Below are 13,594 nucleotides of genomic sequence, written 5' to 3'. Positions count from 1 at the left end.
AAACCAACTGAGTACATTATGAAAACCATGAACTTCCCACATATCTTGATGTTATCCACCATGTCGCTGGCGCTGCAAGCCGCCTGGGCCGCAGAGGACGCCGCCCCGGCCATCGACCCGCAACATACCGTGATCATTTCCGCCATCGGCGAGGGACTGCATCCGCGCCCGAACGGCGCCAGTGACACCACTCTGTTGTTGAGCTCCGTCCCCGGCTACAGCTCGGCGCAGGCCGGCGGCGTCTCCGCGCTGCCGTTCCTGAACGGCCTCGGCGACGACCGCCTCAAGATCCGCATCGACGGCATGGAGATCACCTCGGCCTGCGCCAACCACATGAACGCGCCGCTGTCCTACATCGCGCCGACGCAGATCGGCCGCATCGACGTGCTGGCCGGCGTCACACCGGTCAGCGCCGGCGGCGACAGCATCGGCGGCACCATCGCCGTCAGGTCCGCGCCGCCGGTATTCGCCGACAAGGCCGACGGCCTGCACACCAGCGGCAAGCTCTCGCTCGGCGGCCGCGGCAACGGCGACGCCGTGACCAGCGGCGTCTCCGCCAACATCGCCAACGACAAGATGAGCCTGGGCTACAACGCCAGCTACGCGCGCAGCCACAGCTACGAGGACGGCAACGGCCAGCGCGTGCTCGGCAGCCTGTATGAAAGCATCAACCAGTCGGCCGTGCTGGCCTTCCGCGACCAGCAACAGCAACTGACGCTGCGCGCCGGCATCCAGCACATCCCGTATCAAGGCTTCCCCAACCAATACATGGACATGACCGACAACGACGCAAAGTTCGCCAATCTCGCCTACATGCGCAAGCTCGGCTGGGGCGAGCTCGACGCCAGCGCCTACTGGCAACGGACCCAGCACGACATGGGCTTCTTCTCGCCCGAACGCGCCGGCAACATGCCGATGGTCACGCAAGGCCGCAACGCCGGCTACGCGCTCAAGCTGACGATGCCGGTCGGCGACGCCACCCGCCTGCGCGCCGGACAGGAGTACCACACCTTCCGCCTGGACGACTTCTGGCCGGCCGTGCCGCGCTCAATGATGATGGGCCCGCAGACCTACGTCAACGTCAACGACGGCCAGCGCGACCGCGTCGCCCTCTACGCCGAAGCCGAGACCGAGCACAACGCGCAATGGACCACGCTGCTCGGCGCCCGCTGGGAACAGGTACGCATGGACGCCGGCGACGTCCAGCCGTATTCCAACAATATGATGAACGCGGCGGACGCCGCCGCAGCAGCGGCCTTCAACGCCCGCGAACACCGCCAGCGCGACGGCAACCTCGACCTGACGGCACTGGCCCGCTTCGACGCCGACGCCACCACTACCTACGAGCTGGCCGCCGCCCGCAAGACCCGCTCGCCCAACCTGTACGAGCGCTACACCTGGGGACGCGGCACGATGGCAATGACCATGACCAACTGGTTCGGCGACGGCAACGGTTACGTCGGCAACATCGACCTGAAGCCCGAGACCGCCTACACCCTGGCCTTCACCGCGCACTGGCACGGCGGCAGCGGCGCGGCGGCCTGGTACGTCAAGCTCAATCCCTACTACAACCGGGTGAGCGACTACATCGATGTGGATGTGCTGGGCCAGTTCAGGCCATATAACAAGGCCGGACGCGGCGCCTTGCTGGGCTTCGCCAACCATGATGTCCGCCTGTATGGCGCCAACCTGTCGTGGAGCGTGCCGGTGGCGGCCACGCTCAAGTTCACCGGCACCGCCGCCTACACGCGCGGCAAGCGCACCGACGGCGGCGACCTGTACCACATGATGCCGGCCAATGCCCTGCTGACGCTGGAACACAGCAGCGGCGCCTGGACCAACCAGGTGGAAACCAGGCTGGTGGCCCGCAAGAAGAAGGTGGATGAGCAGCGGCTGGAGCCCGTCACGGCAGGCTATGCGCTGCTGAACGCCCGCACCACCTACCAGTTCCGCAAGAACACGCAACTGACGGCGGGTGTGAGCAATCTGCTCAACCAGGCCTACGCCGATCCGCTCGGTGGCGTGTACCTGTCGGGACTGCGGGCGAATGGCGGCGCGCTGCAGCCATTGCCCGGATACGGCCGCTCGGTCGATCTCGGCCTGACGATGGCCTTCTAACCCAGCATGCGCGCGACGGCTTCCGCCAGCGTCGCGCTCATGCCGATATCGTTGCTGATGTGGCAGACAGTATCGCAAGTGACGATGCGCCCGGCGCCGGCCGCTTCAAGCTCGGCGTACGCCGCATCGGCGAACAACGCGTGCACGCCGACGCACACCGGCGGCGGACAGCCCGCCGCCTTCAACTGCTCGACGGCCGCGATCATGGTATGCGCGGTCGACACGATATCGTCCACCAGCACCGGCGTCCTGCCGGCCAGAACGTCGGCGGGAGGCAAGGACACGGCCACCTCGCGGTCGCCGCTCCGCACCTTGCGCAGCACCGTGTAGGGACAGCCAACGCCGGCGGCCACTTGCGCCACCCACTGCTCGCTCTCCTCGTCCGGCCCCACCAGCACCGGCCGTTCCACGTTGGCCGCGATCCAGCGCGAGATCTCCGGCGCGGCCGGCACCACCTCGGTGCGCATCGTATAGATTTCGGACAGGCTGTGGAACCGGTGCAGATGAGGATCGACCGTCACCATCCAGTCGCAGCAGCCCGACAGCAGCCGCGCGAAGTGCCGCGCCGTCACGCCTTGCCCCGGCGCGAACACGGCATCCTGTCGCATATACGGCAGATACGGCGCCACCAGGCCCACGCTGCGCGCGCCCAGTTCCCGCGCCACGCAGGCGCTCAGGTACAAGGCCATGATCTTGTGGTCCGGCCGGTCCATCGCGCCGACCAGGATCACATCGCGCCCCTCCACCGCGGGCGTCATCTGCGGACAGGTCTCGCCGTCCGGGAACTGATGCAGCAACAGCTCGCCGGCGTCGCAACCCAGATGTCCGCGCAGACGGCTGGCGAAATGTTCGGCGCCGGGCAGCGCCATCAATATCGCATTCATCACGCCTCCTGAATCGAGAAAATATCGTCCTCCGCCTCGGCGTAGGCCAGCGCATAAGCCAGCTCGCCGGGCGACTCCGCGTGCAACGTCAACAAGGGCTGGCCCGCGCTCAGCAATGTGCCCAGTGGCGCATGCAGCTCCAGCCCTGCGGCCGGAGACTTCGGCGCACCGGCAAGCTTGGCCAGGCGCGCCAACCGCCGGTTGTCGATGGCGACCAGGCGGCCCTGGTGCAAGGCCGTGATCACATGCGTGTACGCGGCGCGCGGCGGCTCACGCATGCCGCCTTGCGCCTCGCAGATCGCCTGCATCTTGGCCCAGGCCGCGCCGCTGTCGAGCGCACCGCAGGCCAGTGCCAGGCCCTCGCCTGGCGCGGCCTTGCCGCCCATCTCCAGCACCCGCCCGGCCAGCAGCAAGGCGCGCTGACGCAGGTCGGCCGGCGCATCGGCCTGGTTCTGCAACACGGACAACACATCCCACGCCTCCAGGGCCGGACCAACGCCGCGGCCGACCGGCTGCGTGCCGTCGCTCAGCATCACGCTGACGCTGATGCCCAGCGCCTTGCCGACCGCATCGAGCCGGTGCGCCAGCGAATGCGCGGCCTGCTGCGACCGCACCTTGGCGGTACGCCCGACCGGCACGTCGATCACCACATGGGTGGAACCGGCAGCCACCTTCTTCGACAGCACCGACGCCACCATCAAGCCGTCGCTGTCGAGGCCCAGCGGACGCTCGACGCGGATCAGCACATCGTCGGCGGGACTGAGCGACACCGCGCCGCCCCAGGCGATGCAGCCGCCCTCGCGCTCCACCACGCAGCGCATGGTCGGCAGGTCCAGCGCCACCGGCGCCAGCGTCTCCATGGTGTCGGCGGTACCGGCAGGCGACGTGATCGCCCGCGAAGAAGTCTTCGGAATAATCAGCCCGCAAGCGGCCACGATGGGCACGACCAGCAAGGTGGTGCGGTTGCCAGGCAGGCCGCCGACACAATGCTTGTCCACCACCATATCGGAATTCCAGTGCAGCCGCTGGCCCACCCCCACCATGGCGCGCGTCAGCGCGATGGTTTCGGCCACGTCCATGCGGTCGCCGGAACAGGCCGTGATCAGGGACGCCAGTTCGATCTCCGAATAGCGCCCGTCCACCACATCGCGCACGATGGCCTTGGCCGCGTCGCTGCCGATCGGACGGCCGTAGATCTTGGCCCGCACCGCCGACATCGACGCCACCGGCTGCGCATGCGCCACGCGCAAAGGCTCGCCGTCGTTGCCGCCCAGCGCGCGCCAGGCCGCCTCCGACAAGCCCAGCTCACACGTCTCGATCCATTCGCCGTGCACCACATTGAGCGTGGCGATAATGTGCTGATCGCCGCGCCAGATTTCAATGCGCGAACGCGATTCGAAGCCCTCCGATTTACAGATCGGGCAATCGCTGCGCAGGAAGGCGATCGGCTCCTGATAGGTATCGACCAACAGGCGGCGCAGGCTCAAGCCGGGCACCGGACCTGCGCATTGCGGCCCCGCATCCGGCGTTGACATGCGGGTCATGTGAGCTCCTGCTGTTCCAGGTACTCGGGCACATGGCAGTTCCAGTGCAGCTGCTCCTCGATACGGTGACGCAGCGCGTCCGCGGCCGCCGGCTCGCCGTGCGTGATGAAGGTGCGCTTGGGCGCCCGCTCGAAGTGGCCCAGCCAGCTGAGGATCTCTCCCGCGTCGGCATGGGCGGACAGATTGTCGATCTGTTTGACGCTGGCCCGCAGCGGCACATACTCGCCATAGATCTTGATCTCCGGCGCACCGTCGATCATGGCCGCGCCGCGCGTGCCGCCGGCCTGGAAGCCCGCGAACAGGATCGTATTGCGCGGATCACTGGCGAAAGCCTTCAAGTGATGCAGCACACGGCCGCCGGTCGCCATGCCGCTGGCGGCGATGATCACCATCGGCAGCCGTCGCATATTAAGCGCGATCGATTCCTCCACGCTGTTGACGATATGCGCGGCGTGGCACATGGCCTCGCACTGCTTGTGGTCCAGGCGATGCAGGTGGCGGTGCTTCTGGTACAGCGCGGTGGCGTCCGTGGCCATCGGGCTGTTGAGGTACACCGGCAGCGCGGATGGCAACTCGCCCCGCTCCTTGAGCTGGTGGATCGCGTACAGGATGGACTGCGCGCGGCCAACCGCAAACGCCGGGATCACCGTCACGCCGCCGCGCGCGGCGGTCTCGCGGATGGTCTGGCCCAGCAGGATGGCGGGATCGGCGGGATTGTGGACGCGGTCGCCGTAGGTCGATTCCAGCACCAGGTAATCGGTGCGGGCGACATGGCTCGGCTCGACCATGATGGCGTCGTGCAGCCGGCCCAGGTCGCCGGAGAAGGTCACATTGCGCTCGCCATCGCTGATGGTGACGATGGCCGCGCCCAGGATATGGCCGCCCAGCGCGAGCTGGCCGCGCAGCTTGCCGCAGATATCAAACGGCTTGCCGAACGGGACCGGCGAAAACAGTTTCAGCGCACGCTCGGCGTCGTCCTCGGTGTACAGCGGCAGCGCCGGCGTATGCTTCGAATAGCTGTGGCGGTTCGCGTGGCCCGCCTCCTCTTCCAGCAGGCGGCCGCTGTCGGGCAGCAGGATCTTGCACAGGTCGTAGGTGGCTTCGCTGCACAGGATCTTGCCGCGGAAGCCGTTCTTGACCAGCAGCGGCAGATAGCCGCTGTGATCCAGGTGGGCGTGGGTCAGCACCACGGCCTGGATGTCGGACGGGTCGACCGGAAGGTCGGCCCAGTTACGCAAGCGCAGTTGTTTGTAGCCCTGGAACAGGCCACAGTCGAGCAGCATGCGCGATCCGCCCGACGTGAGTAAATATTTGGAGCCGGTGACAGTGCCGGTCGCTCCGAGGAATTGTATTTTCATAGTTTTCACCTCGTGTGGATGCAAGGGGCGCCGCAGCGCCCCGCCTTCCTCAACGCAGCATGTCGGCCTTCAGAAAATACTTGCGTGCGTACTTCAGCAGCTGGCCGTCGCTCGGATGATCGGAGCTCTCCACCGCCATCACACACTTGGCCACGGCGGGATGATGGGTGATCAGATACTTCATCAGTTCCAGCTTTTCCTGCGCCGGCCCGACAATCAGCACCTCGGTGGCGGTGCTCAAGGCGCGCGCCACATCATCGAAATACGCCTTGCTTTCCGCCGCGCGGCCGGAACCGACCGCGCCCGATTTATTGTGCAGATGCGGATGGGTCGACACAGTCTTGATGACCTCGTGATCGGCGGCCTCGGCATTGAAATGAATAACGTGCGCTTGCACGTGGTCTATCCACGCTACGACATGATTGAATGACATTTGCTGCTCCGGTAGAGTGAATGGATGCTGAATGAAAAGTCGTTCAGCGACGAGATCCAGTCTATTGATCCGAAGCAGCAAAATCCTTGATGCAAATCAAAATCCTCAGATGTCGCCCCCGTACAGCTGCCCGGCGCCGCGCTCCGACGCCCGGAGTGCGGCGGTCGCCTGTTCGCGCATCCCGGCCTCGTAGGTGGCGACGGCCTGGTCCAGCGTTGCCGCGCCGCGCAGGGCGCCAGCCAGCTGCGCCGCCAGCAAAGCGGCGTCCAGGAAGGCCGTATTGCAGCCCAGACCGCTGGCAGGACTCATCGTATGCACCGCATCGCCCAGCACCGTCACCCTGCCCTGAGGCCACGCTTGCGGCGGCGGCGACTGCCGCACCGGCAGCATGGTGAGCATCCCTGGCGGCGTGGCGGCAAACACGGCGCGCAAGCCGGGCGCCCAGCCAGCGCTGAGATCTGCAATGCAGCGCCGCGCATCGGCCTCGCGCGGCATCGTCCCGGCGGAGACGCCCAGCCGCTGCCGGCGGCCGATCAAGGCCCAGTAAAGATAGTCCTCCACCAGGCTAAGGCTGCCGTTCCCGGCCGGCGCGAACCGCATGGGGTCGATGACCATGGCCAGCTGGCTGTCGAAGATCACCGAAGTGCCGCCGAGCAGCGCATCGGCGATCGACCGGTTGCCAGCATCGGCCTTCCCGTAGATGCAGACCACGTCGGCATCCAGGCCGCGCATGGCAGGAAAACATTGCGCCGCGACGCGGGAATTGCTGCCGTCCGCGCCGACCAGCAAATCCGCCCGATACGCCGAGCCGTCGGCGAAATCGAACGACACACCATCGCCGCCATGCCGGACCACACCGCGCAGCTCCTTGCCGAAGTGGACATGCTCGGCAATGCCGCAAATCAGCACCTCGCGCAGCGTGTGGCGATTGGCCTTGAGATCGGCCGGTCCCGGTTCCTCGGAGCGCCAGGCATCGTTCCAGCGCGCCACGTCGTTCAACCCCACGTCCAGCGCCTGGGGTGGATTGAGTTCCGCCCCGCAGCTCGCCTCGAACAAGGCGAACAGCTCCGGCGGCAGGCAGCGCCGCAAGGCCGACTGCCCGTCGGGGTTGATGCGGATGCGATAGCCTTGCGAGCGGCTGTCGAGCGCCGCATCGCGCTCGAACACGGCGAAGGCGATGCCGTGCTTCGTCAATCCCTGCGCCAGGCACAGGCCACCAAGGCCCGCGCCGATGATGGCGACTTGAAACGCATTCTCTTGCATGACGACCCTCACTGATGACGAAGAGCCTCAGTATTGGACAATTCCGGCATGCGGTGATAACGTTGTTTGGTCTAAAAATAATGAATTTGAGCCATGCCGAAAAATCACAGCGAGCGCCTGGACGGCCCGGACCTGATCGTGCTGTGGGGCGACGCCGGCCAGGAGCGCGAATTCCAGCTCGGCACGCGGGAATATGACTGGCATCGCCACCAGCGCGGCCAGGTCTTTTGCGTGGAGAGTGGCTTGGTCCACGTGCGGACCGCCTCCGGTTCATGGCTGCTGCCGCCGCAACGGGCCGGCTGGCTGCCGCCGGGCGAGCTGCACAAGGTCAGCGTCAGCGGCGCGATGAGCGGCTGGACCGTGCTGCTCACGCGCGCCGCCAGCAAGCACCTGCCGCCGCATCCGACCATCATTGGCGTCACCGAGATCATGCGCGCGCTGGTGCGGCAAGCCGCCAACTGGGCGGAGCAAACGGCGCTGACGCCGCCGCAAAAGCGCATCCTGTCGGTGCTGCTGGACGAATTGCAGCAGCAACCGCAAGCGGCCCTGCACCTGCCGATGCCGCAGGACCGGCGCCTGCTGCGCATCACGGCGGCGCTGGCGGCAACGCCGGCGGATGGCCGCAGCCTGGCCGAGTGGGCGGCATGGGCGGGACTGTCCTCGCGCAGCATGAGCCGCCTGTTCCGCAGCGAGACCGGCTGCAGCTTCGGCCAATGGCGCCAGCAATACCTGCTGTCGACCGCGCTCGAACGCCTGGCGCAAGGCGAAGCGGTGAACGCCGTGTCCGACGCGCTCGGCTACGCCACGACCAGCAACTTCATCGCCATGTTCAAGCGCCACTTCGGCGCGTCACCCGCGCGCTACTTCCGCAACTGAGCGCCAGCGCCGTAGAGGGAGCGGCGGATACTCAACGGCGAACGGCTTCCGCATGCTGCGCCGTGATCCTGGCCGCCACCGTGACGCGGGCGCTGCGCTTGCGCCACCAAACCAGCACGCCGGTCACGGACAGCGCCGCCACGACTAGCCCCATCAGCGAAATCAGCACGCGGCCCGGTATGCCGAGTATGCGACCCGAATGCAGCGGGAACTGGGCCTGCACAAAGATATCGGCCGCCGTGCCCTTCCACGGCTGGCGCTCGCCCAGCAGCGCGCCGCTGCGGCTGTCGTAGTAGAGCTGCCGGGGGCCGACGCCGCCGGCGCCATGCTCGTCCTCCGGCTGGAAGAAGGCCACCGAGTAAATCCCGTACTCGCGCGCATACGACACACTGCCGGCCGGCTCGCGCCAACCGCGCCGCACCGCCTCCGGTTGCGCCTTCGCCAGCACCTCGGCATAACCCAGCGCGGGCGCCAGCGGCTTCTCCGGCGCGGTGGGCGCGCGCGTATCGAAGGGCGACGGCGTCACGTCGGACACCAGCGACATCACCGGGAAGAACACCTCCCGGTACAGGTTCAAGGAGAACGCCGTAAAGGCGATGGTGATCAGCAGCAGCCATGTCCACAAACTGAGCGCGCGGTGCAAGTCGAAATTGAGCTTGGTGCCCCCCGCGCCAAAGCGGATCAGCCAAGCCGGCCGCCAGCGCTGCCACCAGCTCTTGGACTGCGGGCCAACCGCCACCACCGCGCGCCGCCGCACCGGCAGCGTGAGGTAGAAGCCGACAAAGCTGTCCACCGTCCAGATCATCGCAATGCCGCCCATCAGCCACACGCCCCAGCGATCGATGCCCCACATCTGCGGGATGTGCAGCGTGTAGTGCAGCTGGTACAGGAAGGACACGAAGGTTTCGCGCGTGATCGGCCACGCCGCGCCCCACTTGCGCACGCCCAGTTCCGCACCGGTGACGGGATCGACAAACACCTGGTTGTACGTCGCCGGATACAGCGCGCCGGTGGCCGGGTTCACGCGCGGCTCCACGTAGAAGGCCAGCGAATGCCCCGGCTCCGCCGCCAGCGGCACCGACAGCACCTGCATTTGCGGATGGCGCGCCTCCACCGCGCGCGCCAGCTGCAGCGCGGGCTGCGCGGGGCCGACGCCTGCGGCATCGGTCAGGTGCGGGTTAAGCAGTTCATCCAGCTCGTGGTCCCAGGAGATCACGGCGCCGGTGATGCCGCTGATGAAAAGGAAGCCGGCGATCGTCAGTCCGGCCCAGCGATGCAGTAATGTGGCGATTCGACGCATTAGTTCACAGCCTGTAAAGGTTCAATCGATGGAAGGTTCTCCTGCCTGGCGATGCGGCGCAACGCGCCCATCTCACCGAGCAGCATGGTCGCGCCCAGCGCGGCGCTCAGGCTGGCCGCAATCGCCATGCTGGCGATCAGCCCATCCAGGCCCCAGATCGGCGGCAGCAGGAACAGCAGCGGTATCAGGAGGTATCCGTGCGGCGCCAGTACCAGCCAGGCGGCCTTGCGGCTACGCTCAGCCGCCTGCAGCGCCACCACCGCGACCATGTGGAAGCCGAACAGGCAAAAGCCCAGGTGGAACACGCGGCATGCCGTCACCGCCAGCTGCCGCACGGCCGGATCGTCGGTGAACCATGTGACGATCCACGGCGCGAACGCAATCACCAGCGCCGAATAGACGATGGCGAAGGCGCTGCAGATCGCAAGCATCAGCCGCGTCGCGTGAAGGAAGCGGACGTGGTTTCCGCCGCCCCAGCTAAAGCCCAGCAAGGCCTGCGCGCCAAGGCAGAAGCCAACCAGCGGCAGGCTGCCGCCGGTCAGGATGCGCAGACCAATGGCCACCGCCGCCACGGCCGTGTCGCCGTAGGTGGCGGCGTTCCGGTAGACCAGCGCGAACGCCACCGCCGCCAGCCCTGTCGACATGGCGGCCGGCACACCCACCGACACGACCTGCCACAAGCCCCGCCAGTCGATCTTCACGTGGCGCAGCGCGACGTGGATTTTGCCAACGCGTTTGCGGAAGTAGACGGCGTAGGCCAGCAATGCCGCCGCGGCCGAGACCAGCGTCGCCCACGCGGCGCCTGTCACGCCCATCTCGAAGTGGAAAATCAGGATGGGATCGAGGATCACATTGAGCGCGAAAGAACCGATCAAGGTCCACATGCTGAAGCGCGTATTCCCTTCGGAGATGGCGATGAAGTCGCACAGCATCTGCAGCAGTATCAACGGTGCGCTGTAGCAGAAAATGGTGGCGTAGGCGATCGATGCCGGCATGGCATCGGCCGTGGTGCCCATCGCAGCCAGCAGCGCCGGCAGCAGCGGGATCAACACCGCCGCCAGCACGCAGCCGGCGGCGGCCAGCAGCACCATCACGGTACTGGCGGTGTGATTGGCCTGCTGCCCGTCGCCCGCGCCCAGCATGCGCGCCACGCAGCTGGCCACACCCACGCCGGCGCCTTCGCCGATCGCACCGAATACGATCAGCAACGGGAAGCAGATGCTGATCGCGGCGATGGCATGAACGCCCAACTGGCTGACGAAGAAGGCGTTCGCCAGCTGGTGCATCGCGTTCGCCGACAGGCCGATCACCGCCGGCAGCGCCAACGTGAACAGCAGGCGCTTGAGGTGCGGAGAATCCATGTCCGGCAAGGCGGCGCTGACGAAGCTCATTCAACTTCCTCCGCCACGATGCTGTTGGCGTCGACAGGCCGCTGCGGCTTGGGCGCCAGCTTGTTCACCAGGGACAGCGCGATTTCGTGCGAGCGTATCGCGAGCACCGACAGCAGCGTATCCGCCAGCCCGTGCGTGGTCTCGGACGAGCCCTGGACGAAGATCGGCGTCTGCACGTGCGCGGGTGCGGCCAGCTGATAGTGCCGGCCGATGCTGAAGCCATCCAGCTCATGCTCAAGTTCGGCCAGCAGCGAACGGCTGGTGTCGCGCAGATAGCCAGTGGCGCTGATCACGCGCTGGTAGCGCTGCTGCAGCGGCTGCGCCGCGTCGGCCCGCGCCAGGTCCAGTGTCACGCCATGGTCGTCGCACCGCACCTGCTCGATGGCGCAGGAACTGAGCACCCGCACCCGCTCCGTGCCTGCCACGCGCTGCGCGTACAGCATGGCGCTGATGCGCTCAATCAGGTCGCCGTCCACCACCGCGTAATTCGTATGGCGGAATTCGGCCAGCAGCGATTGCCGCACTTTCTGTGGCTGGCCGAAGAAGAAGTCGGTGTAGTCCGGATCGAAGATGTGGTTGATCGACGGTCCATCCTCCGACGGCTTGAGCGTCGAACCGCGCAGGATCAGGTCTACCTTGGAATTCGGATAGCGCGCCACCAGGTCGAGGAAAATCTCCGCCGCGCTCTGGCCTCCGCCCACCACCGCCAGCGCATGTTCACCTCCGGCGTCGAGCGGATTGCGTTCAATCTCGCCCAGATAGCGCGACGAGTGAATGATGCGCGCGTCGTTACGCTCCGCCAGGCACGGCGGCACGAAGGGCCTGCCGCCCGGCGCGAACACCAGGCTGCGGGTGCGGCGCTGGCGCTCGCGGCCCGCCGCATCGGCGGAATGCACGGTCAACGCGACCACGTCGCGGCCCTTGTATTCCGGCGCCACGCGTGTGACGCTCTCGCCATAGCGGCAATGGGCGTCGAAATGCCCGGCGGTCCAGCGCAGATAGTCGTTGAACTCGATCCGGCTCGGGAAGAAGGTCTTCTGGTTGATGAACGCTTCGAGCCGGTTATGCTGGCGCAGGTAGTTCACGAACGAATACGGGCTGGTTGGATCACGCAAGGACACCAGGTCCTTCAGGAACGAGATCTGCATGTCGGTGCCGGGCAACAGCATGTCGCCGTGCCAGGTGAACTGCGCCTGCCGCTCGATGAAGCAATGCGACAGCTCGCGGCCGCGCTCAAGCAGGATCTCGTCAAGCGCTATCGCCAGCGCCAGGTTGGACGGGCCGAAGCCCACACCAACGATATCGTAGGTAGTTGGTTCAGTGTACATGTGCGCTCCTTATGCTTTCGGGCTTGGATGCCACAAGCGGTTGCTGAAGAATTTTTCGCGCATCAGCATCACCAGCGTCGCGCGCTTGTGCGGGAAGTCGAAGTCCTTGATGGCGGCGAAACCCGAGCGTTCCAGGTTGCGCACCTGCCGCTGGTGGCCGGCCGCCGGCTCGCCGACGATGCGCTGGGTGCGCGGCTCGTCCAGGAACATGTAGTGCATCAGCGATGGCAGCCAGGCGCTGATGAACTGTCCGCCGGAGTAGGCTTCCTCACCCACCAGCACATGCCATCCACGGTCGTAGTCATCGGCGGCGTAGTAAGGACCGAGACGATTCTCCTGCGCCCAATACACTTCCATGTAACCGAACGGAACGCGGTCGAACTCCGCGATCAGCGGCAGCATGTGCGGATCGGCCAGGCGGCCGCCCAGATAGGCACGCTGGTAATCGAGGTCGCCCTCCTCCTGGAAGAACTGCGCCACGCGCGGATCGTTCATCCACTTGTGCATGGTGTGCAGGTCCTGCTCGACGCTGGCGACGCGGAAGGCGATGCTCTGGCCCAGCCAGGGTATGAAGCGCTCGTACACATATCCCTGCGGCTTGGCGGGACGCTGCGGATGCCACCGTTCGCCGGTGCGGACGTGGTTCTGCGGATAGATGGCCGGTGCCTGCGGCAGCCAGAGTTGCGGCAGTTGCCAAAGCATGGCCGGCGACACGGTCAGTGACGGCCCGGCCTCGCGCGCGGCGCCAATGCGCAGCAATTCAGCCTTGATCTCGGGCCATTCGCCTGCATGCAGGCGCAGTGTGTTCAAATCGGCGCGGCTGGCGGTGAGCGATTCCAGCGCCGCCAGCAAGGCAAGTTGCAGCAGCGCCGGCGGCTGCGGAGCGCCCGGCTTGCGGGCCAGCCACCACTCGTTGCCCGCGTCGACGTTCAATTCCAGCACCGGCTGCCCATTGAGGGTGACGGCCATCTCGGCGCCGGTGAGTGTGGTCTCCAGCGCTTGGCCGGACAGGATCGCGCTACGGAATGGCGCGGCTTTTACGGTGTCGTTCATGCGTTATCCTTCTTCTGAATCATATGGAGGAATGGCTGGCACCGTG

11 protein-coding genes are annotated in these 13,594 nt (G+C 66.5%); 2 read left to right on the top strand and 9 right to left on the bottom strand.

Annotated features, from left to right (window positions below; translation table 11 throughout):
- Positions 1-27 precede the first annotated feature (27 nt).
- Positions 28-2,118, top strand: a complete 2,091-nt coding sequence (locus ACUJB0_RS01445; protein WP_444843640.1) for a TonB-dependent receptor plug domain-containing protein — start codon at positions 28-30, stop codon at positions 2,116-2,118.
- On the opposite strand, the gene ACUJB0_RS01440 is transcribed toward ACUJB0_RS01445, so the two are convergent.
- From ACUJB0_RS01440 to ACUJB0_RS01420, 5 genes are all read right to left on the bottom strand, one after another.
- The gene (locus tag ACUJB0_RS01440; protein WP_444843639.1) at positions 2,115-3,002 is read right to left on the bottom strand and encodes a ribose-phosphate pyrophosphokinase; all 888 of its coding nucleotides are present in this window, start codon (positions 3,000-3,002) and stop codon (positions 2,115-2,117) included. The two genes, ACUJB0_RS01445 and ACUJB0_RS01440, sit on opposite strands and share 4 nt — an antisense overlap.
- On the bottom strand, positions 3,002-4,546 hold the full coding sequence (locus tag ACUJB0_RS01435; protein ID WP_444843638.1) for a thymidine phosphorylase family protein: 1,545 nt from the start codon (positions 4,544-4,546) through the stop codon (positions 3,002-3,004). The genes ACUJB0_RS01440 and ACUJB0_RS01435 overlap by 1 nt, the downstream gene beginning before the upstream one ends.
- Positions 4,543-5,904, bottom strand: coding sequence for an MBL fold metallo-hydrolase RNA specificity domain-containing protein (locus ACUJB0_RS01430; RefSeq protein WP_444843637.1), 1,362 nt, complete (start codon positions 5,902-5,904; stop codon positions 4,543-4,545). Before ACUJB0_RS01430 ends, ACUJB0_RS01435 begins: the two co-directional genes overlap by 4 nt.
- Before the next feature lie 49 nt (positions 5,905-5,953).
- Positions 5,954-6,337 carry a translational machinery protein gene (locus tag ACUJB0_RS01425; RefSeq protein ID WP_444843636.1) on the bottom strand — a complete coding sequence of 128 codons (384 nt, stop codon included), beginning with the start codon at positions 6,335-6,337 and terminating at the stop codon, positions 5,954-5,956.
- Positions 6,338-6,442: 105 nt separating this feature from the next.
- Positions 6,443-7,600 (bottom strand): FAD-dependent oxidoreductase, encoded by a 1,158-nt coding sequence (locus ACUJB0_RS01420; protein WP_444843635.1) that lies wholly within the window; start codon positions 7,598-7,600, stop codon positions 6,443-6,445.
- Positions 7,601-7,693: 93 nt separating this feature from the next.
- Between ACUJB0_RS01420 and ACUJB0_RS01415 the strand changes: the two genes are divergently transcribed.
- A complete protein-coding gene (locus ACUJB0_RS01415; RefSeq protein WP_444843634.1) occupies positions 7,694-8,476 on the top strand; it encodes an AraC family transcriptional regulator in 783 nt (260 codons plus the stop codon).
- Positions 8,477-8,507: 31 nt separating this feature from the next.
- On the opposite strand, the gene ACUJB0_RS01410 is transcribed toward ACUJB0_RS01415, so the two are convergent.
- From ACUJB0_RS01410 to ACUJB0_RS01395, 4 genes are read right to left on the bottom strand one after another with little or no spacing between them, the layout of a single operon-like run.
- The gene (locus tag ACUJB0_RS01410; protein WP_444843633.1) at positions 8,508-9,776 is read right to left on the bottom strand and encodes a PepSY-associated TM helix domain-containing protein; all 1,269 of its coding nucleotides are present in this window, start codon (positions 9,774-9,776) and stop codon (positions 8,508-8,510) included.
- On the bottom strand, positions 9,776-11,167 hold the full coding sequence (locus tag ACUJB0_RS01405) for an MATE family efflux transporter (RefSeq protein WP_444843632.1): 1,392 nt from the start codon (positions 11,165-11,167) through the stop codon (positions 9,776-9,778). Before ACUJB0_RS01405 ends, ACUJB0_RS01410 begins: the two co-directional genes overlap by 1 nt.
- Positions 11,164-12,495 carry a lysine N(6)-hydroxylase/L-ornithine N(5)-oxygenase family protein gene (locus ACUJB0_RS01400; RefSeq protein WP_444843631.1) on the bottom strand — a complete coding sequence of 444 codons (1,332 nt, stop codon included), beginning with the start codon at positions 12,493-12,495 and terminating at the stop codon, positions 11,164-11,166. The genes ACUJB0_RS01405 and ACUJB0_RS01400 overlap by 4 nt, the downstream gene beginning before the upstream one ends.
- Before the next feature lie 9 nt (positions 12,496-12,504).
- Positions 12,505-13,548 carry a GNAT family N-acetyltransferase gene (locus ACUJB0_RS01395; RefSeq protein WP_444843630.1) on the bottom strand — a complete coding sequence of 348 codons (1,044 nt, stop codon included), beginning with the start codon at positions 13,546-13,548 and terminating at the stop codon, positions 12,505-12,507.
- Positions 13,549-13,594: the final 46 nt, after the last annotated feature.

The sequence above is a fragment of the Duganella caerulea genome (assembly GCF_040362985.1).
In the GTDB taxonomy this organism is placed as follows: Bacteria; Pseudomonadota; Gammaproteobacteria; order Burkholderiales; family Burkholderiaceae_D; genus Rugamonas; species Rugamonas vulcania.
The sequence above is the reverse complement of the archived record's forward strand: the minus strand, read 5'-3'. Positions and strand labels throughout refer to the sequence as shown.